The 26,192-nt window shown below is 51.3% G+C and carries 27 protein-coding genes; 24 read left to right on the forward strand and 3 right to left on the reverse strand.

What is annotated here, in order from left to right; all coding sequences use genetic code 11:
• The first annotated feature begins 2 nt into the window (after positions 1-2).
• The 21 genes from gspD to CFK45_RS06405 all read left to right on the forward strand — a co-directional run bounded on the left by gspD (position 3) and on the right by CFK45_RS06405 (position 21,363).
• On the forward strand, positions 3-1,991 hold the full coding sequence (gspD, locus tag CFK45_RS06305; protein ID WP_096085589.1) for a type II secretion system secretin GspD: 1,989 nt from the start codon (positions 3-5) through the stop codon (positions 1,989-1,991).
• Positions 1,988-3,454: a type II secretion system ATPase GspE gene (gene gspE, locus CFK45_RS06310; protein WP_096085590.1), complete on the forward strand. Its 1,467-nt coding sequence runs from the start codon at positions 1,988-1,990 to the stop codon at positions 3,452-3,454. The genes gspD and gspE overlap by 4 nt, the downstream gene beginning before the upstream one ends.
• Before the next feature lie 12 nt (positions 3,455-3,466).
• The gene (gspF, locus tag CFK45_RS06315; protein WP_096085591.1) at positions 3,467-4,699 is read left to right on the forward strand and encodes a type II secretion system inner membrane protein GspF; all 1,233 of its coding nucleotides are present in this window, start codon (positions 3,467-3,469) and stop codon (positions 4,697-4,699) included.
• Between the two features lie 21 nt (positions 4,700-4,720).
• Positions 4,721-5,146, forward strand: coding sequence for a type II secretion system major pseudopilin GspG (gene gspG / locus CFK45_RS06320; RefSeq protein ID WP_096085592.1), 426 nt, complete (start codon positions 4,721-4,723; stop codon positions 5,144-5,146).
• 17 nt (positions 5,147-5,163) lie between these two features.
• Positions 5,164-5,763, forward strand: coding sequence for a pilus assembly FimT family protein (locus tag CFK45_RS06325; RefSeq protein WP_096085593.1), 600 nt, complete (start codon positions 5,164-5,166; stop codon positions 5,761-5,763).
• A complete protein-coding gene (gene gspI, locus CFK45_RS06330; RefSeq protein ID WP_096085594.1) occupies positions 5,763-6,164 on the forward strand; it encodes a type II secretion system minor pseudopilin GspI in 402 nt (133 codons plus the stop codon). The genes CFK45_RS06325 and gspI overlap by 1 nt, the downstream gene beginning before the upstream one ends.
• Entirely contained in the window at positions 6,154-6,801 is a 648-nt protein-coding gene (gene gspJ / locus CFK45_RS06335; RefSeq protein WP_158224617.1) for a type II secretion system minor pseudopilin GspJ, read from the forward strand. The genes gspI and gspJ overlap by 11 nt, the downstream gene beginning before the upstream one ends.
• Positions 6,801-7,895 carry a type II secretion system minor pseudopilin GspK gene (gene gspK, locus CFK45_RS06340; protein WP_096085596.1) on the forward strand — a complete coding sequence of 365 codons (1,095 nt, stop codon included), beginning with the start codon at positions 6,801-6,803 and terminating at the stop codon, positions 7,893-7,895. Before gspJ ends, gspK begins: the two co-directional genes overlap by 1 nt.
• 90 nt (positions 7,896-7,985) lie before the next feature.
• Positions 7,986-9,224, forward strand: a complete 1,239-nt coding sequence (gene gspL / locus CFK45_RS06345; protein WP_096085597.1) for a type II secretion system protein GspL — start codon at positions 7,986-7,988, stop codon at positions 9,222-9,224.
• Entirely contained in the window at positions 9,224-9,700 is a 477-nt protein-coding gene (gspM, locus tag CFK45_RS06350) for a type II secretion system protein GspM (RefSeq protein WP_096085598.1), read from the forward strand. The genes gspL and gspM overlap by 1 nt, the downstream gene beginning before the upstream one ends.
• A gap of 11 nt (positions 9,701-9,711) precedes the next feature.
• Positions 9,712-10,476, forward strand: coding sequence for a type II secretion system protein N (locus CFK45_RS06355; RefSeq protein WP_096085599.1), 765 nt, complete (start codon positions 9,712-9,714; stop codon positions 10,474-10,476).
• Between the two features lie 139 nt (positions 10,477-10,615).
• Entirely contained in the window at positions 10,616-11,617 is a 1,002-nt protein-coding gene (locus tag CFK45_RS06360; protein WP_239923594.1) for an FAD:protein FMN transferase, read from the forward strand.
• A 284-nt stretch (positions 11,618-11,901) separates the two neighbouring features.
• On the forward strand, positions 11,902-12,450 hold the full coding sequence (locus CFK45_RS06365; RefSeq protein ID WP_096085749.1) for an AraC family transcriptional regulator: 549 nt from the start codon (positions 11,902-11,904) through the stop codon (positions 12,448-12,450).
• A complete protein-coding gene (locus tag CFK45_RS06370; protein WP_096085601.1) occupies positions 12,438-14,537 on the forward strand; it encodes a coiled-coil domain-containing protein in 2,100 nt (699 codons plus the stop codon). The genes CFK45_RS06365 and CFK45_RS06370 overlap by 13 nt, the downstream gene beginning before the upstream one ends.
• Positions 14,534-17,437, forward strand: coding sequence for a tetratricopeptide repeat protein (locus CFK45_RS06375; protein WP_239923596.1), 2,904 nt, complete (start codon positions 14,534-14,536; stop codon positions 17,435-17,437). The genes CFK45_RS06370 and CFK45_RS06375 overlap by 4 nt, the downstream gene beginning before the upstream one ends.
• On the forward strand, positions 17,424-18,326 hold the full coding sequence (locus CFK45_RS06380) for a tetratricopeptide repeat protein (protein WP_096085603.1): 903 nt from the start codon (positions 17,424-17,426) through the stop codon (positions 18,324-18,326). Before CFK45_RS06375 ends, CFK45_RS06380 begins: the two co-directional genes overlap by 14 nt.
• A complete protein-coding gene (locus CFK45_RS06385) occupies positions 18,313-18,609 on the forward strand; it encodes a cell division protein FtsY (RefSeq protein WP_096085604.1) in 297 nt (98 codons plus the stop codon). The genes CFK45_RS06380 and CFK45_RS06385 overlap by 14 nt, the downstream gene beginning before the upstream one ends.
• 26 nt (positions 18,610-18,635) lie before the next feature.
• The gene (locus CFK45_RS06390) at positions 18,636-19,292 is read left to right on the forward strand and encodes a MotA/TolQ/ExbB proton channel family protein (protein ID WP_096085605.1); all 657 of its coding nucleotides are present in this window, start codon (positions 18,636-18,638) and stop codon (positions 19,290-19,292) included.
• Between the two features lie 12 nt (positions 19,293-19,304).
• The gene (locus CFK45_RS06395) at positions 19,305-19,853 is read left to right on the forward strand and encodes an ExbD/TolR family protein (RefSeq protein ID WP_096085606.1); all 549 of its coding nucleotides are present in this window, start codon (positions 19,305-19,307) and stop codon (positions 19,851-19,853) included.
• On the forward strand, positions 19,850-20,380 hold the full coding sequence (locus CFK45_RS06400; RefSeq protein ID WP_192870742.1) for an ExbD/TolR family protein: 531 nt from the start codon (positions 19,850-19,852) through the stop codon (positions 20,378-20,380). The genes CFK45_RS06395 and CFK45_RS06400 overlap by 4 nt, the downstream gene beginning before the upstream one ends.
• Before the next feature lie 2 nt (positions 20,381-20,382).
• Positions 20,383-21,363, forward strand: coding sequence for an AgmX/PglI C-terminal domain-containing protein (locus CFK45_RS06405; protein WP_096085607.1), 981 nt, complete (start codon positions 20,383-20,385; stop codon positions 21,361-21,363).
• 66 nt (positions 21,364-21,429) lie between these two features.
• On the opposite strand, the gene CFK45_RS06410 is transcribed toward CFK45_RS06405, so the two are convergent.
• Positions 21,430-21,687 carry a GIY-YIG nuclease family protein gene (locus CFK45_RS06410; RefSeq protein WP_096085608.1) on the reverse strand — a complete coding sequence of 86 codons (258 nt, stop codon included), beginning with the start codon at positions 21,685-21,687 and terminating at the stop codon, positions 21,430-21,432.
• A 14-nt stretch (positions 21,688-21,701) separates the two neighbouring features.
• Between CFK45_RS06410 and CFK45_RS06415 the strand changes: the two genes are divergently transcribed.
• On the forward strand, positions 21,702-22,028 hold the full coding sequence (locus CFK45_RS06415; RefSeq protein ID WP_192870743.1) for a DUF6122 family protein: 327 nt from the start codon (positions 21,702-21,704) through the stop codon (positions 22,026-22,028).
• Positions 22,029-22,031: 3 nt separating this feature from the next.
• On the opposite strand, the gene CFK45_RS06420 is transcribed toward CFK45_RS06415, so the two are convergent.
• Positions 22,032-22,754, reverse strand: coding sequence for an acyltransferase (locus tag CFK45_RS06420; protein ID WP_096085609.1), 723 nt, complete (start codon positions 22,752-22,754; stop codon positions 22,032-22,034).
• A 174-nt stretch (positions 22,755-22,928) separates the two neighbouring features.
• Here CFK45_RS06420 and CFK45_RS06425 point away from each other — a divergent pair, with 174 nt between their 5' ends.
• Together CFK45_RS06425 and CFK45_RS06430 are read left to right on the forward strand one after the other, a co-directional pair.
• Positions 22,929-24,329, forward strand: a complete 1,401-nt coding sequence (locus tag CFK45_RS06425; RefSeq protein WP_096085610.1) for a sensor histidine kinase — start codon at positions 22,929-22,931, stop codon at positions 24,327-24,329.
• 7 nt (positions 24,330-24,336) lie between these two features.
• The gene (locus CFK45_RS06430; protein ID WP_096085752.1) at positions 24,337-25,908 is read left to right on the forward strand and encodes a DUF3369 domain-containing protein; all 1,572 of its coding nucleotides are present in this window, start codon (positions 24,337-24,339) and stop codon (positions 25,906-25,908) included.
• A 3-nt stretch (positions 25,909-25,911) separates the two neighbouring features.
• Here the strand turns inward: CFK45_RS06430 and CFK45_RS06435 are convergent, their stop codons facing one another.
• Entirely contained in the window at positions 25,912-26,154 is a 243-nt protein-coding gene (locus CFK45_RS06435) for a DUF6868 family protein (RefSeq protein WP_096085611.1), read from the reverse strand.
• Positions 26,155-26,192: the final 38 nt, after the last annotated feature.

The raw sequence follows: 26,192 nt of genomic DNA on the forward strand, positions 1-26,192 counted from the left end.
CAGTGTTCCTAACAAAAATTAAACCCGTCGTTCTTGGTTTGGCTATTGTAGCTGCGCCGCTAGTGCAGGCTCAAAATACCGATCAGCCCGAGCCAACTTATACGATCGGCTCAAATGAGCTGGACATCGTTAAGTTTATTCAGACGGTTGCCGCTGCAACGGGCAAAACCATCGTGCTTGACCCGGCAGTAAAGGGCAAAGTGCGCATCATGACCAACGATAATCCGATGACAAAAGACGAGCTCTACGAGCTGTTTCGTTCGGCGTTGGAGCTTAGCAATTTCGCAATTATTGAGGTCGGTGATGTCGCCAAGGTGATTCCGATTAAAGAGGCGCGCACCTCGCCTGTCGACGACGCCAATGCCCAAAGCGGTTTGCACGAGATCGTAACCGATGTGATCCCTGCGCAAAATATCAGTGCCGCTAAGCTGCTCGCGGCGCTTAGGCCTATGGTCAGTACCAATGCCAACCTGACCCATCACGACGGCTCCAACTCGATCATTATTACTGATACCAAAGCAAATATTGATCGCATTCGCCGCGTCATTCAGAAAATCGACACCGCAGCTGTGCCAGAGACAGAAGTTGTGCGCCTGCGCTACAGCGAGGCCGATGCCATGGTGCAGACGCTGACTAAGCTCGATGCCGCCGACAAGCAAGCGGCCGGCTTGAGCAACAAAATGACCATGGTTGCCGACAAGCGCAACAACGCCATTTTGATTGCCGGTGAAGATGTCCAGCGCGCACGTGTTAAGCACCTGATCAAAATGCTAGATCGCCCGGCGGCGCAAACCGGCAACGTTCGTGTGGTTTACCTCGAGTACGCCGAAGCGAAAAAAGTTGCCGAGGTGTTAACCAAGGTTGCGCAAAATATTACCAAGCTTGGCCCCGGCGGTGGCGGTGATAAAGGCGGCGCCAATGCTGCGACCGTTGAAGCCGATGAAGATACCAATGCGCTGCTGATTACCGCTGAAGGTGATACCTTAAACTCACTGCTCGCGGTGGTTGAACGCCTCGATATTCGCCGCGCCCAGGTTTTGGTTGAAGCGATTATTGTTGAGCTGAATATTACCGATGATAAAGAGCTCGGTTTCGAATGGCTGTTTAGCGACCCAGACAGCGGTGTCGTTGGCGCTGGGCCGCGCGGTGCTGGTTCCGGCACGGGCGCTCTGGCTTCCGGTATTCTCACCGGCACGCCTCAGTCTATCGGTGAAGGTTTGGCCGCCCAGGGCTCAGGTTCTGTGCTCGGCCTCGCCGGCACAACCGGCAGCGGTAATTTCCTGGCGCTGGCAAAAGCGCTCGATAGTTCGGGCAACGCAAATATTCTGTCAACGCCGACGCTGTTGACGATGGATAACCACGAAGCTGAAATCAGTATTGGCCAGGAAATTCCAGTGGCAACCGGTTCCTATACCTCAAGTTCGGGCAATGTTGGCAACCCGTTTACAACCTTTAACCGCGAGCAGGTCGGTATTTTGCTCAAGGTGACCCCACAGATTAACGAGGGCGACAAGGTGCTGTTAAACATCGAGCAAGAAGTTTCCGATGTCGATGATCAGCAAGCCGCAAACGGCGGAATTATTACCAAGCAAAGTAAGATCAATACTCAGATTATGGCTGAGGACGGCGAAATTATTGTGCTCGGTGGTCTGATGCAAGAAGAGGCCGATGGTTCGGAGAGCAAGGTGCCCATCCTCGGTTCGATCCCCATTCTCGGCAATTTGTTTAAGTATCAGAACTCCAATATTTCCAAGAAAAACTTAATGGTATTCCTGCGTGCCGATATTGTTCGTGAAGACGATGTTATTGATGCGGCGACAGCAGAGAAATACGAAAAGCTGCGCGAGTTGCAATTGCAGCAGCGCGAAGCAGGCCTGCCGCTTATGAGCGATGACCACATTCCTGTGTTGCCGGCCACAACCTTAGAAGAGTTGCGCGCTAGAACCGCCGCCAATGCCGCAGCCAAAGCTGCGAAGGACGCCCAGCAGTGAGTGAAGAAAATGTGCTGAGCCATACGCGCTTACCGTTTTCTTTTGCTTCGACTCACGGGGTCATGGTGGAAGATGGGCGCGTATTACACCGCAGTGATGTCAGTGCCGAGACCTTAATTGAGCTGCGCCGTCTGCTCGGTCGCTCCTATGAAATGGAAGAGCTCGACGACGAACCGTTTCAGGCCCGCTTGACCAAGCTTTATCAAAGCAGTGACGGCGAAGCCCAGCAGGCCGTTGACGATATGGGCGCTGAGTTTGATTTAAGCCAGTTGGCTGAAGATATCGACGATGGCGAACTGTTAAGCGGTGAAGATGACGCGCCAGTTATTCGTTTAATTAATGCGATTATCTCTCAGGCCATTCAAGAGAAAGCCTCGGATATTCACGTTGAACCTTTTGAAGACAGAGTGAGCATTCGCTTTCGAACCGATGGTGTGCTCGCCGAAGTTCTGAGCCCTAACCCTAAGTTAGCGCCGCTTCTGGTCAGCCGTCTTAAGGTTATGGCACGGCTCGATATTGCTGAAAAGCGCATTCCTCAAGATGGCCGAATCTCGGTGAAAATTGCCGGCCACGCGGTTGATATTCGTGTCTCGACCATTCCCTCTGCTCACGGAGAGCGTGTGGTATTGCGGGTACTCGATCAGGCTGCCGGTCAGTTGGGCCTCGGCCAGTTGAGTATGCCCGAACAGGTGCAGACCCGTTTCGAAAGTGCGCTGCGCAAGCCGCACGGCATTATTTTGGTAACCGGCCCAACGGGCTCCGGTAAAACCACCAGCCTCTATGCCGGCTTGAGCTTTTTGAATACGCGCGAGCGCAATATCCTTACCGTTGAAGACCCGATTGAATACTTGTTGCCGGGCATCGGTCAGACTCAGGTCAACACCAAGGTCGATATGACCTTTGCCCGCGGCCTGCGCGCGATTCTGCGCCAGGATCCGGATGTGGTGATGATCGGTGAGATTCGAGATACTGAAACAGCATCAATTGCTGTTCAGGCATCTTTAACCGGCCACTTGGTGTTATCGACACTGCACACCAATACCGCCATCGGCGCGGTAACTCGCCTGCACGATATGGGCGTAGAGCCTTTCTTATTGAGCTCGAGTTTAGAAGCTTTGATGGCTCAGCGTCTGGTGCGGCTTTTGTGCAAAGAGTGCAAGGCGCCACACCCGGCCAGTGAAAGTGAGCAGGTCCGCCTCGGTCTGCCCGAGGGCGCTGAAGTTTACCACGCCAAAGGTTGTGAACACTGCCACCACACAGGTTATCGCGGCCGTACAGGTATTTACGAGTTGATACCTATCGACGACGAGCTGCGCCTGCTGATTCACGAGGGCGCCGGTGAGCAAACCATGGTTGAGCACGCGCGCAAGACCAGCCGCAGTATTTTTGACGATGGCCGCGAAAAGGTGTTGCAGGGTATTACCAGTGTCGAAGAGGTACTGCGCGTTACCGCAGTTTCCTAACGGGATAGAATTGTGCCGGCATATAGCTATCAAGCCCTCGATCTGAAGGGCAAAAAAGTTAAAGGTGTTATCGAGGGCGACAGCGAGCGCCAGGTTCGCACCTTGTTGCGCGGCCGCGATTTAAAGCCGCTCGACGTAAAAACTGTCAAATCCAAGGCCGCTGCGCAGAGCGCAAATCAGGGTGGCCTGTTTAATTTTGGCGGCCCGCGCATGACCACGCGCGAACTGAGCTTGTTCACCCGCCAGCTCTCGTCTTTGGTTTTAAGTGGTCTGCCGCTCGACGAAGTGTTGGCGGCAGCGGCAAAACAAACCCGCAAACCGGCCGTTAAAAGTATTATTCTGCAAGTGCGCTCGCGCGTGGTTGAGGGGCTCAGCCTGGCTCAGGCCATGGCCGAGATGCCGAAGATTTTTGATAATCTCTACCGGGCTATGATCAAAGCCGGTGAAAGCTCCGGTTATCTCGGCCCCGTACTTGAACAGTTGGCCGAATACACTGAGCGCAGTCAGGAGACATCCCACAAACTTAAATCGGCGATGATTTATCCGATTGTTATGGTCTGTGTGTCGGTAGTCATTGTTTCCATTCTGATGGTCAAAGTGGTTCCGCAGCTGGTCGGCATGTTTGAAAGCAATAGTCGTGAACTTCCTGGCATAACCAAGTTCTTAATAGGCACCAGTGACTTTATGGTCAACTACGGTGTTTTTGCATTAATGGGGCTGACAGCGCTTATCGCCGGTATTCAGTGGTTGATGCGCGATCCTAAGCGCCAGCGCGCCTGGCATGTGATGCAATTAAAGTTGCCGCTGTTTGGTGGTTTTATTTTGCAAAGTGAAACGGCCCGTTACTCGAGCACGCTCGGTTTGTTGGCGCAAAGTGGTGTGCCACTGCTCGAAGCCCTAAAAATTGCATCACAGGTGTTAAATAACCTCGCACTGCAAGATGCGAGCAAGCAGGTCGCCGTGATGGTACAAGAGGGCTCGAGTCTCAGTAAGGCACTTGATCAGGTGGATATCTTCCCGCCACTTTTAGTGCAAATGGCCGCTTCGGGTGAGGCTAACGGCAGGTTGTCCGAGCAGTTGCTCTACGCCGCCCGCAATCAGGAGCGCGAGCTTGAGTTCAGCGTCAACGCGGTGATGAGCTTGATGGAGCCGGCGATGATTTTATTTATGGCAGGCATGGTCGGATTTATTGTCATGGCCATCTTGCTACCAATTTTCCAAATGAACGATCTGGCTGGGATTTAGCCGGCACAACGAGGATAGACAATGAAAATAAAACAACAGGGGTTCAGCCTTATTGAGATCATGGTGGTGCTGGTTATTATCGGCCTGCTTGCGACGATGGTTGGTCCGCGCGTTTTTGGTGTATTGAGCAAAGGTTATGAGGCGCGTGTAGTCAGTGACTTTGCCACGATCAAGACAGCGTTGACGACCTACAAGGTAGAAAACTACACCTTCCCAACAACGGAGCAGGGCCTTGAAGCGCTGGTTACCGAGCCGCAAATCGATCCCAAACCGCGCAACTGGTCCGGTTATCTCGACAAGCTGCCCCTCGACCCGTGGAAAAATCCCTACCAGTATGTCAGCCCTGCCGACGGTCGCCCGTTTGATGTTTACACTCTCGGTGCCGACGGCGTACGCGGTGGTGAAGCTGAAAATGCAGACGTCAGTATCTGGGACGAAGCCCCTTAAACCCAGGTTTTTAGTCCATGCTTGAACAGCGCCGCAGTGCCGGATTTAGTCTGATTGAAATCATGGCCGTGGTGCTGATCTTGGGCATGATGGCCACCGGTGCTATGGTGATTTTTTCCGCCGGCGGCCCGAAGCAAGACTATTACGGTGAACTTGAAAAGTTCACCGGTATTGCCCACCAAATTAATGACTTTGCCATTGTCACCGGCGAGCCGATGGGCCTGGTGTTAACACCGCCGCTGTGGTCGAGCCAGAGCCTTGAAAACCCCCAGTGGTCCTATACCTGGAAGCGTTTTGTTTCCGATCCGAGCAGCGCCGGCCAGGGTCAGAGCAGCTGGGAGGCCATCGACAATATTGAGCCGGTCAGGCTCGATGAAAACATCGAGCTCTATATCCGCATTCAGGGTGATGAGTGGGAGTGGGAAGACACGCCGCCAAACGACAACCCGATTTTTGTTATTTATCCAAGCGGCGAAGCTGAGCCATTTGAGTTTGAAGTTGAGTTTGTACATCGCAGCGGCGACTTCGAAGAGCAGCACGTCGAATTTCACAAAAGTGGCAAGCTGCAGTGGCGCGAAGCTTGGGAAGAGCGCGAAGCGCTGAAGGAAAAATTCTAATGCGCCGCCGTTCAAGTACCCGCGGTTTTGCGCTGATAGAAATCATGATTGCGATTACCATCGTCGGCCTTGCTTTGCCGGCGCTGATGCTGCGCATACAGAGCATCAGCAACAATGTGATTTTTATGGAAGAGCGCACGGTTGCCCACTGGATCGCTGAAAATTTAATGCAAGAGCTGTTGATTGATCAGCAGTTAAAGCAGGGTTTGGGTTCGGTGCGCAAAGACCAAGACCGGCTGGAATACGACGGCCGCGAATGGTTTTGGGAATACCAGTTAATTGAGGTCGAAGTACCCGAGCCCCTGAGGCCGGCAAAAATGTACCGTGTAGAAATTAATGTCGGTTTGGATGCAGAGCACCATCTGGCGAGCTTGTCGGGTTTCCTCAGCGATGCAAAATAAACAGCGCGGTATCACTCTGCTTGAACTGCTGATTGCAGCTGCGATCCTCGCCTCCATTTTAGTGGTTGCCGAGCAGGCAATTTCTACGTCCAATAAAAGTGCTGAGGTAGCTGCCAAGCGCGTACAGGATTTGCGCGATCTCGATAGGGTTTGGCTCTTGCTGGAAGCGGATTTGCGCAACGCCATCGCCCACGCTCAAGCGGGTGGCAGTTTTCAGGAAAGCTTGCCTGCCATGAAAATTGAGCAGGGTGGTGAGTGGACCTTGATGCTGCTGCGCGGTGGCCAGGCCAACCCTCTGTTGTTGCCTCGCTCGGAGCTTTTGCGTGTTGCCTACCGGCTCGAAGAAGAAGTGCTGTGGCGCGATTCGTGGATAGACCCCTACCAGATTGAAGAAGAGTTTGTTCGCCCTCAGCAATTGCTTGAAGGTGTCGAAGAGTTTGAGGTGCTGGCCTTGCCCAAAGCGCCGCGCGGGCGCTCGGTCAAAGAGGGGCCGTGGTTGGATGCGTGGCCCGAGGGGCAGATTCCCGCAAATGAACTGCCGCAGGCTGTAGAGATTATTTTGCGCTTAAAGGGCGAGCGTGAGCTCAAGCGTTTAATTGCCCTGGCCCCAGGTTCTTCCCCGGGAGCGCAGAACTGATGCGCGTCTTAGATAGACAGCGGGGCATGGCCGGCATGGGCATCTTGGCAGCGTTGATGGTTGTTGCGGTGGTTACCGCCGTGGCCGTCAAGCAGAGCTGGCAAAATGAGCTCGACATGCTGCGCAGCGGCCACCGCTGGGCGGGCATGCAGGCCGACGCCTACATGCGCGGCGCCGAGCAGCTGGCTATTTTGGGCTTAAAAAAAGACGCGCAGGAAAGCCAACACGACGGTCGCGAAGAAGCCTGGACCTCGGGTTTTGACTTTCCCACTGATCACGGCGGCTTGCGTATTGAAGTGTCCGATCCCAAAGGCCTTATCAATCTAAATGCTTTGGGCGCGCCCTATAAAACCGCGAACAACAGTACTTCACAACTGCCTGGTGCCGCGAAATACAATGAGGTGCAGCGGCGCTTTATCCGCTTACTGCAGACCTTGCCGCTGGATGAAGACGGCACGGTGCTCGGCCAGCCCGAGGCCGAGGCCATACTTGAGGCCGTTAAAGACTGGGTCGATAGCGATACTCAGCGCAGCGGTTACGGTGGTGCCGAGCGAGATTATTACGAGGGCCTGGAAGTACCTGTGACCATCGCCAATGGGCCGATGGTATCGACCAGTGAGCTGCTGCGTATAAAAGACATGACACCTGAGCTCTATTGGGCGCTCAGGCCTTATGTGACCGCGGTCTTGCCGGCGGCAGAAAAGTTGAATGTAAATACCATGCCTCAGCAGTTGGCGCGCACCTTTAATACGCCCGATTTACTTATTCCGCTCGACGAAGAGCAGGGCGCAGATTTATTCTCGGCTATAAGCGAACTCGATGACGACGGCAAGAGCCTTCAAGATGCGGCTAAGATTGATGATGCGATTGACGGCGCAGGTATTTTTGCCCCGCCGACAAATAAAGATCAGCAAGGCAACTCGAGCGTTTCTGCCAAAACCGGGCTGGATATCAGTGATTTGGCGGTGGCAAGCGGCTACTTTGAATTAAATATTACCGTCACAGTCGGCGATCATGTGCGCAGTGGGCGCTCACTTGTCGACAGAACAGGCAACCAAGTTCGCATTGTCAGAAGATCGGATAGCGCTTTTTAACAATCTTAATGGCTAGATGGGTACACAGAGGCCCAGACAGCGTAAACTAAAGTATTTCAAACAGATACAAAGCAATAACAACAGATAGGCATGCAAAATCAGCAATTAATAGCCCGAGAGCTCGGTGGCGGTGTTTGGCAGTGGGCCAGCCGTGACGCTGAGGGTCAGTGGCTCGAAGATGAGATAGCTACGGGTGATCGCGAAGCTTTGTTTGCCGCTCTGCCCGCGTCAAATACGCCGCTGAGCTTAGTCTTGCGCGGGCAACAAGTTGTGGCGACGCAGGTAGAGCTCGACAAAAAGCAGCTAAAGCATGCGGCCAAACTTATTCCGTATGAGCTTGAGGACAATTTAAGTGCGCCGGTAGACGACTTGCACTTTACCTTTAGTGCCCAAGCCGGCGATAGAGTGTCGGTGCTCTATACCGACAGTCAGGCCTGTGCCGAGCGCTTTGATCAGTTTGATGAGCAGGGCTGCGATGTGCGCTCAGCGCTTCCCGATTACCTGCTTTTGGCCCTGCCTGAACAGGGCATCACCCTGGTGCTGGAGCATGAGAGCCTGCTGGTTCGCTTGAGTAAAGACTGGGGTTTTGCGATCGAGCGCGAGCTTGCCCCAGTTTTGCTGTCGCGCCTGGCTGAGCACAGTGCGCTCGGAGAACAGGCCCCACACGTACTTCGCTTATTTGCTGCCGACGAAGATCAGCTCGAGTTGCTCAAGTCGTGGCTGCCCGATGGCTGGCAAATTATCGATCAAGACAGCTTTATCGGCAGCTTTTGGGATGCCATCGAATTTGACGAAGGTTTGCCCGCTCTAAATCTGCGCCGCGGCAGCTTTGCCCGCAAATTGCCGTTTGAGCGTTGGTGGTCCCTGTGGCGCAAGCCGGGCATTATTGTCGCTATCGCTTTTGTGTTGGCTCTGGTGGTCAATGTTGTTGCGTATTTTTCTGCCAAGGGCGAAGCCGAGCAGCTGCGCGAGCAGATCAATGCGGTATATCTCGACGCTGTGCCCAATGGGCGCCTCGGCGACGTCGAGCGCATGCTCGAAAGCAAGCTCTCTTCGGTCAAAAAAGTCTCGAATGACCCGAGCAATTTTGTATTTTTGCTCGACAAAGTGACAACCTTAATTGCCGGCGATAAAGACATCGAGCTGAGCAGCTTAAGTTATAACGGTGATCAACGCGCGTTACAGTTAACGATGAACTTCTCCAGCCTGGAAAAATTGGCCGATTTTCGCAATCAGTTGAGCGCGGTTGGTGTCGACAGCGATTCGCCTCGTACCACCTCGGTTGGCGATCAGTATCAGGCGCGTATGAAAGTGCGGGAGGCCCGCTAATGGACGCTATTAAAACATGGTGGCAAGAGGCCTCCAGTCGCGACCAGATGGCTGTGATGGCGCTCGCTTTTGCACTGATTATTTTTGCTTTATTTAGTTATGTGCTGACGCCGGTGCAGAACATGGCCGACTCACAGATAGCCAGAGTTGAAGCCCAGCAGGCCGCTCTTGAGCGAGTTAAAACCCTGGCCGCGCAGTGGAAAAACCGCAAACAAAGCGGTGCGGCATCGAGCTCAGCGAGCGTCGAGAAAAAAGTCCAGGGCAGTTTTGCCAAGCACGGTTTGCGCCCCTCGGGTTTTGACGCGAGCGGTCGCAGCGGCATTCGTGTGCGTTTTGACGCAGTCGAATACGTCAAGCTTTTGGGCTGGCTGTACGATCTTGAGTTGCAGCAGGGTATGAAAATGAAGGATATCAACCTCGCCGCGAGCAGCGATGTTGGCCGAGTGTCCGCGAGCATATTGATACAGAAAAAATAAACGCCAAAGCAATGAATTACAAAAACATCTTAAAGTTGCCGTTGGCACTGTTTCTCGTGCTGTATTTTCTCTACCTCGTGGTTTCGTCGGCACCCGCCGCATGGGCCGCATGGGCCGCGCACAAAGCCGTACCTAACTTGTGGTTAAATTCGGTCGAGGGTTCACTGTGGTCGGGCAAGGCGCAATCGGCTCAGGTGGATATAGGCCCTGAAAGTTTTGCTCTCGGCGCCCTCAACTGGCAGCTCAACCCCTGGACGCTGCTTATCCTCAAGCCCTGCGTCGATTTCAGCGCAAGCCTGCCAAATCAACAGCTCAGCGGTTCGGTTTGTCACGGCCTCGGTGGGACGACGGAGCTCAGCGATCTAAATATCGACCTGCCGCTCAGCGTAATCAAAGCTATTTTGCCTATGCCGGCTTCTGGCTCAGTGTCTGTGCAAGTGCTGAAGGCCAAGTTTGATAAGCAGCTGCACGTAGAGCAGCTCGCTGCGCGCGGCAGTTGGCAAAAAGCCAAAGTGCACAACGGCGAGACGTGGATGAGTTTTGGTAGCTTTGCCGCCAATGCTGAAGCTGATGGCCAAGGCGGCGTCAGTGCAAAAATCTTTGATCTTGAAGGGCCCTATAAAAGTGACTTCACTGCGTCGTGGGCGATGGGCAAAGACGCAAGTATTGCCGGTACGGTTGCGCCGCAAAACGGAGCTGACCAGGTGATTATTCAGGGCCTGCAGATCCTCGGTGAAGATCTTGGCGACGGCTCATATAGGGTTCAGTGGCCCTAGTTAGATGCCGTTTGAAAAGCTTTTGTTTGCAGCTTTTGGCTCAGCTCCTATAACAAAACAACAAGCCCACATTGCGCATTAATACATCCCATTGATGCGTCGGCTATTAGATCGGCAATACTACGAGAGGTGCCCTGGTTTGAAGCGCAGTGCTAAAGCATATTGCGGTCTGTTTGTTGTTTCTGTGCTGTTTTATTGCGCCGCGGTGCGAGCCGAGTGGCACAGCGAAAGCCAAGGAATTATGGGCACTGAGGTCAGCGTCACACTTTGGCACAAAGATAGCGCTGTGGCCAAGCAGGCAATCGCTGCGGTCATGCAAGAAATGCAGCGTATCGATGCTCAGTTCTCCCCTTACAAAAAAGACAGTGAACTCGCCCAACTTAATCGTCAGGCGGCCAGCAAGGCACAGCCAATTAGCGACGAGCTTGCGCTGCTAGTTGAAAAAAGTTTGGCGATTAGCGAACTAAGTGGTGGCGCCTTTGATTTGACCTTTGCCACACTTGCGCAGTATTACGATTATCGGCAAGCGCAAAAACCCAGCGAAGCGCAAATCGCCGAGTTAAAAAAACATATTAATTATCGTTTGCTCAAGTTTGACGCCAGTCAACCGAGCCTGTTTTACGCCCACCCAAAACTAAAAATTGATCTCGGTGGTATCGCCAAAGGCCATGCGGTTGATCGCTCTGTGGCTATACTTCAAAAGCTTGGCATAAAGCATGCCTCTGTAAGCGCCGGGGGTGACAGTCGTTTGCTTGGAGACAGGCGCGGGCGGCCATGGATAGTTGGTATCAAACACCCTCGGCAGCGGCCTGAAGAGCGGGAAGCTGTGTTGAAGTTGCCTCTGGAAAATTTAGCTATTTCCACCTCTGGTGATTACGAGCGCTTCTTTATCGATGAGCAAAGTGGTGAGCGAATTCACCACATTATCAATCCGCGAACAGGCAAGAGTGCTGCGCAATTGATGAGCGTTACGATCATTGGAGAGCGCGGCCTGGATACAGACCCGCTGTCGACAGCGGTGTTTATTCTCGGTGTCGATAAAGGCCTTGCGCTGATCAACGATCTCACCGGCTTTGACGCAATCATCATTGATGCCAACGGTAAAGTTCACTTTAGTGAAGGCCTGATGGAAGCCGAATAACATGAATTGAGCTGGCCAGTTTGTGTCGCGATGCACATCTGCTCAGCGCAAACTCGGTATACACTTGCGCCCGTATTGCAGGCGGGCTCTGGTTAGCTGCGCAGAGATTGGAGAAAGCTTTGAAGCGTCAAAAATTGTCATTTTTTGTCATTACGCTAGGTTTAATTTTGACCTGGCAGCCCCTTTCGGCAGAAGAAGCCGAAGCACAGCTGCACCCTGAGAGCTCAGATTCAAGCGCGCAAAACGAAGTCAAAATGCCCCGCATCGCCGCTGACGATGAATTAATGTTTGAAGCTAGTGATGGCGCTGCTGAAACAAACAGTGCCAGTGAAGCGGCTCAAAGTGAGCCTGTGCAAGCTGCAGAGGCCGAGCCGACAGCTGTTCCCGATAACCTTTCCGCTGAAGTTGAAGACCTAAAGCGCGCGACACTGCAGTTAAATCGCGACCTTCTCATTTTGGAAGAAGAGCTCTTATTCCCTGCTAACACACAGATCGCAGTATTTTTGTCTCTCGATCTCGGCGAGTATTTCCGCCTCGATGCAGTTAAATTAAAAATTGACGATACCCTGGTTGCCAGCCATCTCTATACCGAGCGTCAAAACTCCGCCCTTGAGCGCGGCGGCATTCAGCGCCTTTACGTAGGTAATCTTAAAAACGGCGAGCACGAGCTCACCGCCATTTTCACCGGCATGGGGCCCGACCAGCGCGAGTATAAGCGCGGAGCAACACTGACCCTGGTTAAGGATGACGACCCGAAGATGATTGAGATCAGGGTTTACGACTCGTCAGCCAATATGCAGCCGGAGTTTGATTTCAAAGAATGGGAGCTCTAATCCCCCGCACAATTGCCCGCTTGGCGCTCGGCGCTGTTCTGGCAAGTTCTACAGTAAGCTATGCGCGAGAAGAGCCACTGACAGCTGTGGCCGACTTGCGCTATGGCGTCGCGCTGTACCACTACCACCTCGATGACTATATGGCCGCGCTGTCTGAGCTGCTTGTGGCCGAGAAAAAAGGTGGTATAGGTGGCCACGGTGATAACCCCAAAATTATGGAAGCCGGCCTGGCTATGGGTTATCACATGGAGGGTTACGCCAGCGAGCTGTTTAACGAAGTGCTCGATGAAGATATCTCCGACGAAGTGCGCAACGCTGCGTGGTTTTATCTGGCACGCATCCGTTACAACCTCAGTGACTGGAGCGGCAGTAGTGAGGCTATCGCCCAGCTCGATAAAGAGCTCGACGCGTTTGTCAGAGACGACGTCAATGCGCTGCGAGTGAATTTACTGTTGCAAGAAGGCGATGCCGAAGCGGCAAACAGACTTCTGCAAAAAAGTAAGTTAGACAAGCGCTGGTTGCCGTATTTCTGGTTCAACCTCGGTTCTGCCTTGGCTCGAGAAGGCAGCTATCGCCGTGCAGCGGGCTTTTTTGAAAATTTAGCGCGAGACAAATACGCCGAAGAGCAGTACCGCGCGCTTTACGACAAAGCTATGACCGCCGCCGGTTATTGCTACATTTTCCTCGAAGAATACGAAGCGGCCGCCGAGCGCTTTTTGAAAGTGCGCCTGACAAGCACGCTGGCCAATCGCGCGATGCTCGGTTACGGCTGGGCAACCATTGAGCTCGGCCAGTACAGCGAAACCTTGAAGGCCTGGACCCATCTCAGTAACAGCGCCCTGATTGATGAAAACAATCAGGAGGCGATGATCGCTGTGCCCTATGTCTACGAGCAGATAGGCAATACGGTTAAAGCGCTTGAAGCTTATGAAAAGGCCTCGGAAAGTTTTACCCGCGAGATTCGCAAAATCGAAGAGGTGCGAGTCAGTCTCGATGCGGATGAAATGCTTACCGCATTAAACGTTGGCCCGGGTGAAGAGCTCGATTGGCTGCGCTTGGCCGAAGAACAAAACCTGTCGCCGAATCTGACTTACCTGATTCGCATGTTTGCGCGCGCCGAGTTTCAGACCAGTGTGATGCAATTAAGGGATCTGCTTTATTTAAAAAGGCATCTCAATGACTGGCACGCAAAGCTCGACTTTTATTTATCTATGTTGGCCGCTCGCGAACAGAAGCGCGGGGCCCGTGTTCGCCAAGCTGAACTCGAGCAGCAACAGCAAAACTATAGCCGTTTACGCCAGAGCCACGCGGATTTAGAACGCATTGTTTCAGCAATAAAAACAGAGCAAAACTGGCAGGCGCTAGCGAACGATGACGAAAAAGCATTGTTTGAGCGCGTAGAGCGCGGCCAGCAACGCGTAGAACTGTTGCGCGAAGAGGATCCGTTTGTCGACGAATACGATGAAGCACTTCGCCGCTATCGCGGCCTGTTGCTGTGGCAGGCAAGTGAGCAGTTCTCCGAGCGCTATTGGCAGCTTGAAAAAGCACTGCTGCAAGCTGAAGCTCAGCTTGTTGAAGCGCAACAAAAAGAGAAAAGTGTTCAAGAGTTGTTAAACAGCGCTGCCGACCTGCAGCCCAAACAGTTGGGTTTAGTTTCGGGGCAAAAAGACATTGCCGCGCTTATTGCTCGCATTGATTCAACTATTGTCAAAGCTGAAGAGGCTCTGCGTGAAGATATTCACGCTGAGTTAGCGCTGCAGCAAGAGCGCCTTTCTAACTATCTGGCAATGAGTGAGCTCAGTATTGCTCGTGTTCACGACGCCGCACTTCAGCAGCAGATGAAGCTTGATCTGGAGGCAAATGAACGAGAACAGCAGCGCCTGAAAGACGAGAACAAAACTAAGAAAGTATCGCGGCAACCTGCGTTATTGGCCGCGCCGACTTTAACTAAAAAGTCGCTGGCTGAGGAGGCCGACGCCGAGCCGAAGCTTGAACAAGCCGCTGAGGCAGCTGATACAACTGAGAGTGAAGCCACTGAGGCCGCGCGCGATGTCGACAGTAGTGATGACAAGGAGCAAAGCCAATGATGTGCTCCCGTTTGTTATTAGCTGTGGCTCTGGGCTCAACCGTGCTCAGCTCGTGCGCGTTTTTTGACCGCAGTGCCCACTACAGTAAAACCTTGGCGGATCTACCCGAGCCGCCGCGCTACGTCGCCAACTTAGACCCAGACCCGCTGCCGCCGGCGACACTGGATCAGATCGAAGACAGTTATCGCGGAGCGCTTGAAGCGGCAACAGACCCCGACGTACGCCACAAAATTCTGATTCGCCTGGCTGATATTGAAATGGCGCGCAGTGAAGATCGCCAGTTTGATGCGGTCGAAGAGCAGCGTTTCTTTGACGAAGCCATTGCCATGTATCAGGAATTACTGGTCTTGAACAAAGAGCGCGAAGACGAAGAAGGTATTCCAGAGAATCAGCGTTTGATGTACCAGTTGTCCAAGGCTTACGCTTTGGATGGTCGTATAGAAGAAAGTAACGCTGTGCTCAAACAGCTTGTTGCTGAGCACCCGGACTCGCCCTACGCTGCAGAAGCTGATTTTCGTCGTGCGGAGACGGCTTTTGTCGACTCTCAGTACGAGTTAGCCGAAGAGCTTTATACTAAAGTGATTGAGGCTGGCGACAGCACGCCATTTTATATTAACGCTGTTTATATGCAGGGTTGGAGTCGCTTTAAACGCAGCCGTTATCGCGCTGCGATTGCGCCATTTACCGAAGTGCTCGATCGAACTCTGGTGGCAGACAGCAACTGGGATGAATTGCGCAGCAGTCAAAAAAATCTCGCTCAAGATACTTTGCGTATTAGCAGCATCGTATTTTCTTATCTCGACGGCGCTAAGACCATCGACGAGGTTTATTCACAAGACGGCCTTGGCGAGCGCCACTACCAATATTTGTTGTACGCAAACCTCGGCGAGCTCTACTACGAAAAAGAGCGCTACAAAGACAGTGCCGATGCCTATCTGGCCTACGTGACGCGTTTTCCAAATACCGAGCACAGCCCGGCGTTTGCAGTGAAGGCAACAGAAGTCTATGAGCTAAGCGGTTTCCCCAGCTTAGTTCTGCCGGCGAAAGAGAGTTTTGTAAAACAGTACGGTGCTCACAGCGCCTATTGGGCCGGAAGTGATGAGGCCAGACAGCAGGCCTTGTCTCCATACTTAAAACAGTATCTGCGCGAACTCTCTAGTTTTTATCACGCGGAAGCCCAAGCGCTTGACGATGCCCGCGCAGTCTATGAACAAGCGCTTGCGCTCGGTAAAAAACCAAAGCGCCAGCCAGATGCGAGCGAAGCTGAATATCTGCGTGCAGCTGAACTTTACGGCGAATATGTCTTTACCTTCCCGGATGATCAAGCCACACCAGAGATGAGTTATCTGCAGGCCGAGGCCTATTATTCGGCCGGTAAACTGGCTGAGGCGGTAGCGGTTTATGACAAGGTAGCTTTTGACTACGTCGATGAAAAATTTGGTGCCGACGCGGCCTACAACGCTGTGGTCATTCTTGGCGAGCTGGTTGATGCAAGTGCCGATGCCCAGGATGAACAGGCGCTAGCTCAGCATCAGCTCTGGCAAGAGCAGCAAATCAGTACCGCAATTAGCCTTGCCGACTACTACGCAAATGACGAGCGCGCAGTTCCGGTGTTAACGCACGCGGCGGAAGATTTATTTGCCGAGCAGCAATATCAGCGCGCGATAGAAATAGCTACACGTTTAGTTGAGTGGCAGCCGAGCCCCAGTGTCGAGCAGCAGAAAACAGCTTGGTTGGTGTTGGCGCACAGCCAGTTTGACCTCGAGCTATACCCCGAAGCCGAGCAAGCCTATCGACAGTTGCTCGCGCGCCTCGGGCCTGAGGACAAGCAGCGCCCAGAAGTGCAAGAACGCATCGGCGCAAGTATGTACAAGCAGAGTGAGAGCGACATGCTTGAAGGGCCGAGCTTGCTTGCCGTTGAGCGCCTGTTGGCTATTGGTGAAATCGCTCCGGGCAGCGATGTTGCGCGCATTGCACACTACGATGCGGCCAATACCCTTATTGAGCTCGGCGAGTGGGATAGGGCAGAAGCTGAGCTCGATCGCTTTAAATACAACTATCCACAAGATGAGCTGACAAAAAATTTACCTGCCAAGCAGCTGGTTGTTTATCAAGAAACGGAGCAGTGGGCAAAAGCGGCCGCAGTCCTGGCCGGCATGGCGCAAAGTGGCGATCCCGAGCAAAAACGCACGTCGACCTACCTTGCGGCAGAACTGTACGAGCGCGCCGGTGACAAGAAAAAAGCGATTACCTATTACCGCAATTATGCCCACGATTATCCCGAGCCCTTTGATATTGCCACCGAAGCTCGCTTTAAGCTTTCCGAGCTTTATCTCGAAGCCGGTGATGAATACCGTCGAGATTACTGGTTAAAAGCTCTAATTGTTGAAGACCAGCGCGCCGGGTCTTTGCGTACCGCTCGCTCCAAGTCCTTGGCTGCGATGGCCAGCGCAAAGTTTGCCGACGATGATTTTGAACGCTTTAAATCAATTAAGCTGAATCTGCCGATTAAAAAGAGCATGAAAAATAAAAAGGCAGCGATGGACTCGGCGCTTGAACGTTACAAAGGCGTGCGCGAATACGGTATCGCCGACTATACCAGCGAAGCCAATCACCGCATTGCTGAGCTCTACGCAATTTTAAGTGCGGACTTAATGGAGAGTCAGCGGCCCAACGGCCTCGATGCGCTGGCCATGGAGCAGTACGAAATTCTTCTCGAAGAGCAGGCTTTCCCGTTTGAGGAAAAAGCCATTGGCATTTACGAATCCAACGCCGAACTCGCTCAACAAGGTGTTTACGACAACTGGGTTAAGGAGTCGTTTGCGGCGCTGGCAGCTTTACTTCCCGCGCGCTGGGGTAAAACAGAAAAACAAGTGGAGCTGAGCGATGAGCTGTTTTAAACGCTATGGCCTATGCCTGCTTGCTGTGCTGACGCTTGCTGCCTGTGGCGGTATGGCCAAAAAAGAAACGCCTGAACAGGGCGAAGCAGATACGCTGGCCGCGCCGAGCTTTGACACTGAAAATTTTGTTGCCATTGCCCGCCCTGCGCCTGAATTTATTCCAGTCATCAGCGATGCAGCCTGGGCAGAATTTGCCGAAGCAAAAAATGCGATGCTAGAGCAGAACTGGGCCGAGGCTGAAACCCGCCTGATATTGATGACTCAGACTTATCCTGAACTAACGGGCGCCTACACCAACCTCGCTATTGTTTACGGTAAACAAGAGCGCCTTGAAGAGGCCGAGCAAGCTTATCGTCAAGCGATTACAGGCAACGCGTACAATTTTGATGCCTACGCAAACCTCGGTGTTTTACTGAGAAGCGAAGGCCGCTTCGACGATGCCGAGCAAGTGTATTTAGAGGCTCTGGCTCTGTGGCCTCACCACCAGGCCTCTTTAATTAATCTCGGTGTGCTCTACGATTTATATATGGGGCGCAGCGCGGAGGCACTGCCGTTATTTATTACCGCGCAACAGTTAAACGATGAACCCGATAGGCAGCTTAAAGGTTGGATTATTGACTTGCAGAGGCGTGTAAAAACGCAAGCTCCGGTTAAAAAAACGCCGCCAAAGCCTGAAACTGAAGAAACGCCCGACGCGCAGTTAGAGACGGAAGTTGAGTCAGAGTCTGAAGTTGAAGCGGAGCCTGAAGCAGAAGGTGAGCCAGAGCCTGAAGCGGGCTCTGAGGTAGGGCTTGAGTCGGGCGCGGATGTGGAATCAGAAGCTGGCTTAGAGTCAGAGCCTGAAATGCCGTTAGAAGCTGACGCGGAGCTCAAAAATGAAAACGATTAGTTTTTTTAGCGCGATCTTTGTTATGTTGCTTGCCGCGCCAACGCTCGCGCAAGAAAACGATGAAGTGATCAGCTTAAGTGCAACCGTTACCGGTAATAAAGAGCAGCCAAAAGTTCTGTACATCGTTCCGTGGAAGCAAACCGAAGATAACCGCATTCTTGAACACGGCTTGCGCAGTTATCTGGGCGATGTTTTTGATCACGTCGAACCGCAAGAGCATCGGCGGGAAATAAATTATTTAGAAAAACTCGCCATTGGCGATAAAGAGCAATCAAGTAAGTAAATGAATGTTGTGGAGGCAACTAAACAATGAGTGCAATTGTTACTTTTTTTCAAACCGGTGGGCCTTTTATGTACCCGATTGCCGTGGTTTTAGTTTTGGGTTTGGCCCTGGCTATTGAACGGTGGGTATTTCTTAGCGCCGCTAAATCGTCCAACCGTCGCGCCTTTGATCGCATGCTGCCTATGTTGCGCAAGAAGGATTACAGCGCAGTGGTTGAACTCGCGCGCTCAAGCCGCGCTCCGATTGGCCGCATTGTTGCTGCCGGTCTTGCGCGCATGCAACAAACCCCGCGCCGCGAAGAGATCGAATACGCAATGGAAGAAGGTGTGATGGAAGCTGTTCCCCGCCTGGAAAAGCGCACCTCTTATTTGGCTACTTTGGCAAATATTGCAACGCTGTTGGGCCTACTTGGAACGATTATGGGGCTTATCGCTGCGTTTACCGCTGTTGCCAACGCGGAGCCCGCAGAGAAAGCAACGCTGCTTTCGCAGAGTATTTCTGTAGCGATGAATACCACCGCTTTTGGTTTGATCGCCGCGATCCCGCTTTTGTTAGTGCACGCGATGTTGGTTGAAAAGACAACCGAAATTGTCGACAGCCTGGAAATGGCTGGCACCAAGTGTCTGAACTTAATGAGTGGCTCAGCTAACTCAACAGCTCGTACTCGTAACACTGACAAATAACAGGCTTTAGTAATGCGCAGAAGCAGATTTCGCAATAAAGAAGCGGAGCTGGATATCACATCATTTATGAACCTGATGATTATTCTGGTTCCGGTGCTGCTAATGAGTATGGTGTTCAGTCACATCTCGGTCTTGGATCTGAAATTGCCGGATATTGCCTCCAACTCCCAGGCAAGTTCTGATAAAAAAAATGACGGCCTTGAGCTTGTTATTTTAAAAGATGAGATGGTTGTGAATTACCCTGCGGGAACGCCTTTGCGCCGCTTGCCTAAAGTCACAGACGCTGAGACAGCTGAGTTAGTTCACGACTTTAAATTGCTTTCAACTTTATTGCAGGAAATAAAACGCCAGCTTAAAGATCAAGGCAAAGAAAAGCGTGACATATTAATTTTGTCTCAGCCAGAAACCGACTATCAAACCATTGTTAAAGCTATGGATACTGTGCGCAGTTACAAAGCCGTCGTGGCAGCATCGGTGGTTGACGCCGAACTGTTTCCGGCTATTTCTCTTGGAGATGCGCCAGTTGCCGGCCCCGCAGTAAAGGGGACTTCAACTAAATGAAAAAATCCAAACGTACAAAGCGCATGGAGCGGCATCACCGCCGAGCAAAAAAGACGTCCAAGCTCAATCTGGTATCTCTGATGGATATCTTTACGATTTTGGTGTTCTTTTTGTTGGTGAACTCTTCTGATGTCGAAGTACTGCAAAATGATAAAACCATTAAATTGCCTGAGTCGGTTGCTGAGAAAAAGCCCGAAGACACTTTGGTAGTGGTGGTTAGTAAAGAAGATATTCTTGTTGGCGGCCGCAAAGTTGCGAGCTTAAAAACCATTATGGATGTTGATGCTGAGATAAGTGGCTTAAAGAAAGAGCTTGATTATCTGGCCAGCCGCAACCCCTATGCCGATGAAGAGGCAGAAAAAGCCGGGCGTGATATCAATATCATGGCCGATAAAGATACGCCGTACAAATTGCTAAAGAAGGTAATGGCGACCTGCGCAAAAGCAGAGTTTCGCAATATCTCCCTGGCGGTCAGTCAAGTTGCTTCGGATGATTCCTCAGCTGTTGATGCATCGGTGGAGGGATAATAATGGCCAGTTTTATCGCCCCTCCTAATTTGCAGTTGCCGTGGGCGTCGTCCGACGACGATAACCGCCGTTTTAAACGTATCTTTTTAGTATTGTTGGTGCCATTTTTGGTGCTGAGTATCGCTATTCCTTTAATTAAATTGCCGGAGCCTGATCGCAAGCAGTTAGAGAAACTGCCGCCGCAGCTTGCCCGAGTGCAGCTCGAAGAAAAAAAGCTGCCTCCACCGCCGCCGCCTCCGACTCCCGAGCCTAAAAAAGAGCAGCCCAAGCCAGAAGAAAAGCCGACGCCGCCACCTAAAAAAGAAGAGCCGAAGCCCGAGTCAAAACCAACGCCGCCACCGGTAAAAGAAGAGCCGCCGGCGCAGCTAGTTGAAGAGGCGAGGCAGGTTGCCGAAGCTGAGATCAATCAATTTGCCGATGCACTGTCGGATATGCGCGAAGCTTTTGATGTCGGCGATATGAGTGATGATGCTTCATCATTGACCCAGAGTGCCGGGGCAGCAGCGGAGGTGGATCGCTCAGTTATCGGTGCAGCTGCCAAGGCCGGCAGTGGCGGTATCAACACTGCTAAACTTAGCCGGGATACCGGCGGTAAAGCGCTCAGTGGTAAAAAAGATACCAAAGTTAAAAGTGAACTTGCCGCTGCGACGGGTAAAGCAAGTGTCGCAAAAGCAAAACCGGCCCGCGATGGCAGTAAGCGCAGCGAAGAAGAAATTCGCAAGACGATGGATAAAAACAAAGGCGCGATTGATGCAATTTATAATCGTGCTCTGCGCCGCAACCCTGCGTTAGAAGGTAAGGTTGTCTTTAAGTTGGTGATTGAACCGACAGGTAAAGTTAGCTCGGCCTCAATCGTCAGCAGTGAGCTTGAAGATCCTGCACTAGAGCGCAAGCTTCTTGCCCGTGTGCGTTTAATCAACTTTGGTCAGCGCAGTGTTGTGCAGACTACCATCAACTACAGCATTGATTTTCTTCCCTATTGATGCTCGAGCTCTAACCTTGTCACTGGGACAAGGTTAGAGCTATCACACACTGCCCGGGCAGTGTGTTTAACTGTCTGCTGGATTTATTAGTTTTAGTTTTTGTTTGCGACTTAGCTTCTTGATTTCGGCTTCTCTGCGACACGCTTGCTGGCGGCTGCTGACTTTTTCGCTGTAGGCTAGGCTGACAGGTCGTCTTGCCCTGGTGTAGCGGGCGCCTTTATTACTAAAATTGTGCTCCTTTACTCTGCGCTGCAGTTCGGTTGTTACGCCGCAGTACAGGCTATCGTCGGCGCAGCGTAGTAAATAAACGTACCACGAACTCATATGGCGCCCTGATTGTGCTGCACATACTTTTGCATTTTATTGTTCCTCTATTGCCGGCTGCGCTTGTTTGGCGAAAATGCTTTTGGCGCAGCTACGGCATAATGGTATTGACCATGCTGGTTGATATCGACCACCTGTTGGCCACGCCTATTTATGATGCAGAGCGCTGTTCTATTGGTTTTCATCCACTGCACGGGCTGTTGCCAATTATTGTTTATCTTTTAATGTTTCTACAGCCGCGTTTTTGCTACCTGCGCTACGCGGGCTTGGGCTTACTTATTCATATGGGCTTAGATAGCATTGATTGTTATGTCAATCAGGGTTACTGGTATCAGCCTTAAGCCTTAGTTAAGTTTGCTGGGCTTAATCAAGCTTTTTATCCAGCGCAGAGTTGAATTGTTGGCGAGTAAGTAGTGGTTTAATTGTTGTTGATTGTCGGCGTAGTCTGTTGCGCCGCTAAATAAAAACTCCCGCGTTAATCGGCGTTTATCTGCCTTGAGTCTTTTGATCACGCGGGCGGGGTTTCCGCCGACCACAACATTGGCTTCGACGTCTTCAACGACTACAGACCCTGCCGCAACGACACTGTTTTCCCCTATTTTTACCCCCTTGCCAACAACAGCCCTCATACCAATCCAAACATTATCGGCGATGCTTACCGGGGCCGAGCAGCGAAATGGGCGGGTGCGATTGTAAAGTCCGTGCCAGTCGCTGTCGCTAATATAGGCATCTGCTGCAATCATGCAATTTTTTCCTATCGTGATTTTTTCAGCTGAGGCGATGGTTACGCCAGGGGAAATAAGACAGAAATCCCCTATCTGAATATAACCCTGTTGGTTTTTACTGCTCCAGGTACTTAAGCCTATGGGTTTATCGCGACTGCAAATTAAGTGTAAGTGCCTGCCTGCATGAATATTGTGACCGAACAGCTTGAGGCTACGCGGGTGAAGTACGGCCAGGCCATCGCCGATGCTATCAAACTGAGGCTCGACAATATGACGGCAGTACAGGCCGCTAAGCCAGCTGTGTAAGCGGTAATACCAGTAGGGCTGATGGTTGTATCGCATGCCAGTTGAGTGTGTTGTGGGGCCAGTTAATCGCAAGCCAAATTGTACATTGCTGCTATGCTTTTACTACTAAGAGCGGCTCGGGAATTGGATTGTTCTTAAGATTGAAACAGTCGTTCATACATATTTGGCAATGTTTTAAACCGTGTTTTGAGTAGCCAGGTACGTGGGCATATGCAGGCTAAAACTGCGTCTCCGCGCTATCGCTGCTCAGAGGCAGATAACAAGATGTATAAAGGCGCTGAGTCGGCACAGCAGGGGCAAGATTCCGAGCAGCTCGAGCGCAGGGTTCGAGAGCTGGAGAACGAGCTTGCCGAGCACCACTATCTGTTCCGAACGGCCCTAGATAACTTGCCTTCACGAGTTTTCTGGAAAGATACCAACAGTTGCTATCTCGGTGCTAACAAGCAGTTTATTGACGATGCTGGCTGCAATTCGATTGATGAGCTCATAGGAAGAAGTGATCGGGAGCTACCTTGGGATAGTGAAACAGCCGAAGCCTATCGCCGCGATGATCAGCAGGTCATGCAAAGCTCTATTCCAAGGCTGAACTACGAAGAGCCGCAAGAGCGCAGCGATGGCAGTAAAAATTGGCTGCGTACCAATAAAGTTCCGCTGTTAAATGAGCACGGTGAGCTGATCGGGGTGCTTGGCACTTATGAAGATATCACCGAATTTAAGCTCAAGCAGCACGAGGCTCAACAGCAGTTAGAGCAGTTAAATAATTCGCTCGAGCAAAAAGTTAAGCAGCGCACGCTTGAGCTGGAAGCTAAAAACGCGGAACTACTTGAAGCTCTATTAGCTTTGCGCAGCGCTCAGGATGAACTAGAGCAAAACCAGAGTCTGGCATCGCTGGGAGCACTCGTAAGCAGTATCACGCACGAGATCAATACACCTCTTGGCGTCGGCTTGACGGCATCGTCACATATGTCCTCGACGGTGGACGAGCTTGAGGAAAAATTCCACAAGGGAAAATTAAGTAAAAGTGATCTCAACCGATTCTTTTTGATGGCCAAAGAGTGCGCTGAACTGGTACATGTTAACTTGAGCCGCGCCTCGTCACTTATCAGTAGTTTCAAGCGTGTCGCCGTAGACAAAAGTAGTGAGCAGATTCGAGAGTTTGAACTGGCCGCCTACTGTAAAGACATCGTGCTAAGCCTAAGCCCGCGTTTGCGCAGTGTGCAAGTAGAGCCAGCGTTACGGTATGACGACGACCTGATGATGAAGACATATGCCGGTGCTTTTGCTCAAGTGATCATTAATATGATTATGAATTCGCTGTATCACGCATTCAATGAGATAGATAAACCGGAAATAACCATCGAATTTAAGCGGCGGGGAGACATGGTTGAATTTATTTATTCTGATAACGGCGTCGGTATTGATGCCGATACCGTGCAGCATATATTTGATCCGTTTTTTACTACAAAGAGAAACTCGGGTGGCAGTGGCTTAGGTTTGAGTATTGTACACAATATCGTCACAAATAAGTTGGGTGGCAGCATTGAATGTACAAGCTCGCCGGGTCGCGGCGCCGTGTTTGTTCTAAATTTACCAATAGTAATTGATTTGTGAGTTTACAATGGAAGAATTTATTTTTGCTCCTGAACACGATTATTCCAAAGACGAACAAGTTCAGAAAAGTGGTAAAAAGCCGTGGCGTATAGCCGTGGTTGATGACGAAGAGAATATTCACAAGGTTACCAAGTTTGCTTTGTCGGATTTCAGCTTTGAGGGGAGGCCGCTGGAATTTGTTGATGCTTTTTCAGGTGAAGAAGCCCGGCGGCTTTTTAAAGATTACGACGATATTGCTGTTGTTCTGCTTGATGTGGTGATGGAGAGTGAACATGCGGGTTTGGATACGGCGCGTTTTATTCGAGAAGAACTGCGCAATACCAGCGTGCGTATTGTTTTGCGCACCGGTCAGCCCGGCCAGGCACCCGAACGAGATGTGATAAGTGAATACGATATTAATGACTACAAAGAAAAAACCGAGCTTACCTCGAGAAAACTCTATACGTTAATGTACAGCTGCCTGCGTTCGTACCGAGATATTCTTGCGCTTGATGAAAGCAGAAAAGGTTTGGAACGAGTTATTCAAGCATCAAAAAATATTTATGAAAAAAGGTTTTTTGATGAGTTTACAGCGGGTGTATTGCAGCAAATCACGTCGATACTTCATATAGATGAAGATGCCTTTTTTGGAAAGTTAGAGGGCCTGACCGCGCAAGATCACGACGGCGAATGTCGGGTGGTTGCAGGCACGGGAATGTTCGGTGAAAAATCTGGTGAAAGAGTTAGTGATTTACTTGATAGGGATTTTATCGAACTTATTAACTCGACTGACGATAGCCGGGGCTTGCATAAGGGGGATCAGTACTTAACTATTTCAAAAGGTCAGGATGGTCAGAAAAATGTACTGTTTTTAAGTGGTATTAAAGAACAGAATCAGCTCGATTCGCATTTGATAGAGCTTTTTTGTGACAACGTATTGATTGCGTTTGATAATCTCTATCTCAAAGATCAATTAGTAGAGACGCAAAAAGAACTGGTTTATCGCCTCGGTGAGGCAGTTGAAAGTCGATCTCGGGAAACGGGTAACCACGTTAAGCGCGTTGCTGCGATTAGCCGTTTACTCGGCCGTGCTTTGGGCATGAGTGAGGCTAGAGCAGAAGTTCTGCACTATGCATCTCCACTGCACGATCTTGGCAAAATTGGTATTCCGGATGCGATACTAAATAAGCCGGGAAAGCTCGATGATGCAGAGTGGCAGGTAATGAAAAGCCACGCGTCGATTGGCCATGATTTACTCGGAGACAGCAAAAGGGAAATATTACAGGTTGGCGCGTTGGTGAGTTTGCAGCACCACGAAAAATGGGATGGCTCAGGTTATCCAGAGGGATTGCAGGGTCAAGAAATCGCGCTTGAGGCGCGAATTACCAGCGTTGCTGATGTCTATGATGCGCTTGCGAGCGATCGAGTCTACAAGCAGGCTTGGCCGCTTGAAAAAGTAAATCAGCATATGCAAGAGCAAGCGGGCAAACACTTTGATCCCCAAGTTATTGCGGCACTGTTCGAAAATCTTGATGAAATAACCGCAATTCGTACCCGCTATGTCGATAAGTTTAGCGGCATCGACGACGTCGCGAGTTAGCGTTTAACTGACAAGCAATAACGCCAACCATGGCACAAGATTAAAAACAATGACAAGAATTTTATAGTTGCCAAGAAAGCGCAAGTATTCCAGTTTTAATTGTTGTGCTGGTATACCGCTAATGCGCTGGTGAATGTTTAGCACAAGCTTGGGGCCGATTAGAAGCACAGCAGAGGATATTAACAGTAAGGCAGCATTCACTATAAGTGACCAGCCAAGCCATGATTGAAGTAAGGCGAGATCCATAACCGCTCCTTGTGGTGTAAGTGCTGAGAACTTATTAC

This window comes from Agaribacterium haliotis, from assembly GCF_002312815.1.
Classification (GTDB): Bacteria; Pseudomonadota; Gammaproteobacteria; order Pseudomonadales; family Cellvibrionaceae; genus Agaribacterium; species Agaribacterium haliotis.

Bases quoted from the DNA above. Each gene is read 5' to 3' on its own strand.
- CFK45_RS06435 (WP_096085611.1), bottom strand. From the start codon at position 26,154: ATGGATCTCGCCTTACTTCAATCATGGCTTGGCTGGTCACTTATAGTG.
- CFK45_RS06405 (WP_096085607.1), top strand. From the start codon at position 20,383: ATGGCCAGTTTTATCGCCCCTCCTAATTTGCAGTTGCCGTGGGCGTCG.
- CFK45_RS06420 (WP_096085609.1), bottom strand. From the start codon at position 22,754: ATGCGATACAACCATCAGCCCTACTGGTATTACCGCTTACACAGCTGG.
- CFK45_RS06410 (WP_096085608.1), bottom strand. From the start codon at position 21,687: ATGAGTTCGTGGTACGTTTATTTACTACGCTGCGCCGACGATAGCCTG.
- CFK45_RS06395 (WP_096085606.1), top strand. From the start codon at position 19,305: ATGCGCAGAAGCAGATTTCGCAATAAAGAAGCGGAGCTGGATATCACA.
- CFK45_RS06400 (WP_192870742.1), top strand. From the start codon at position 19,850: ATGAAAAAATCCAAACGTACAAAGCGCATGGAGCGGCATCACCGCCGA.
- gspM (WP_096085598.1), top strand. From the start codon at position 9,224: ATGGACGCTATTAAAACATGGTGGCAAGAGGCCTCCAGTCGCGACCAG.
- gspG (WP_096085592.1), top strand. From the start codon at position 4,721: ATGAAAATAAAACAACAGGGGTTCAGCCTTATTGAGATCATGGTGGTG.
- CFK45_RS06375 (WP_239923596.1), top strand. From the start codon at position 14,534: ATGATGTGCTCCCGTTTGTTATTAGCTGTGGCTCTGGGCTCAACCGTG.
- CFK45_RS06380 (WP_096085603.1), top strand. From the start codon at position 17,424: ATGAGCTGTTTTAAACGCTATGGCCTATGCCTGCTTGCTGTGCTGACG.
- CFK45_RS06390 (WP_096085605.1), top strand. From the start codon at position 18,636: ATGAGTGCAATTGTTACTTTTTTTCAAACCGGTGGGCCTTTTATGTAC.
- CFK45_RS06365 (WP_096085749.1), top strand. From the start codon at position 11,902: ATGTTTGAAGCTAGTGATGGCGCTGCTGAAACAAACAGTGCCAGTGAA.
- CFK45_RS06325 (WP_096085593.1), top strand. From the start codon at position 5,164: ATGCTTGAACAGCGCCGCAGTGCCGGATTTAGTCTGATTGAAATCATG.
- CFK45_RS06385 (WP_096085604.1), top strand. From the start codon at position 18,313: ATGAAAACGATTAGTTTTTTTAGCGCGATCTTTGTTATGTTGCTTGCC.
- gspJ (WP_158224617.1), top strand. From the start codon at position 6,154: ATGCAAAATAAACAGCGCGGTATCACTCTGCTTGAACTGCTGATTGCA.
- CFK45_RS06370 (WP_096085601.1), top strand. From the start codon at position 12,438: ATGGGAGCTCTAATCCCCCGCACAATTGCCCGCTTGGCGCTCGGCGCT.
- CFK45_RS06355 (WP_096085599.1), top strand. From the start codon at position 9,712: ATGAATTACAAAAACATCTTAAAGTTGCCGTTGGCACTGTTTCTCGTG.
- gspL (WP_096085597.1), top strand. From the start codon at position 7,986: ATGCAAAATCAGCAATTAATAGCCCGAGAGCTCGGTGGCGGTGTTTGG.
- gspI (WP_096085594.1), top strand. From the start codon at position 5,763: ATGCGCCGCCGTTCAAGTACCCGCGGTTTTGCGCTGATAGAAATCATG.
- gspK (WP_096085596.1), top strand. From the start codon at position 6,801: ATGCGCGTCTTAGATAGACAGCGGGGCATGGCCGGCATGGGCATCTTG.
- CFK45_RS06425 (WP_096085610.1), top strand. From the start codon at position 22,929: ATGCAGGCTAAAACTGCGTCTCCGCGCTATCGCTGCTCAGAGGCAGAT.
- CFK45_RS06430 (WP_096085752.1), top strand. From the start codon at position 24,337: ATGGAAGAATTTATTTTTGCTCCTGAACACGATTATTCCAAAGACGAA.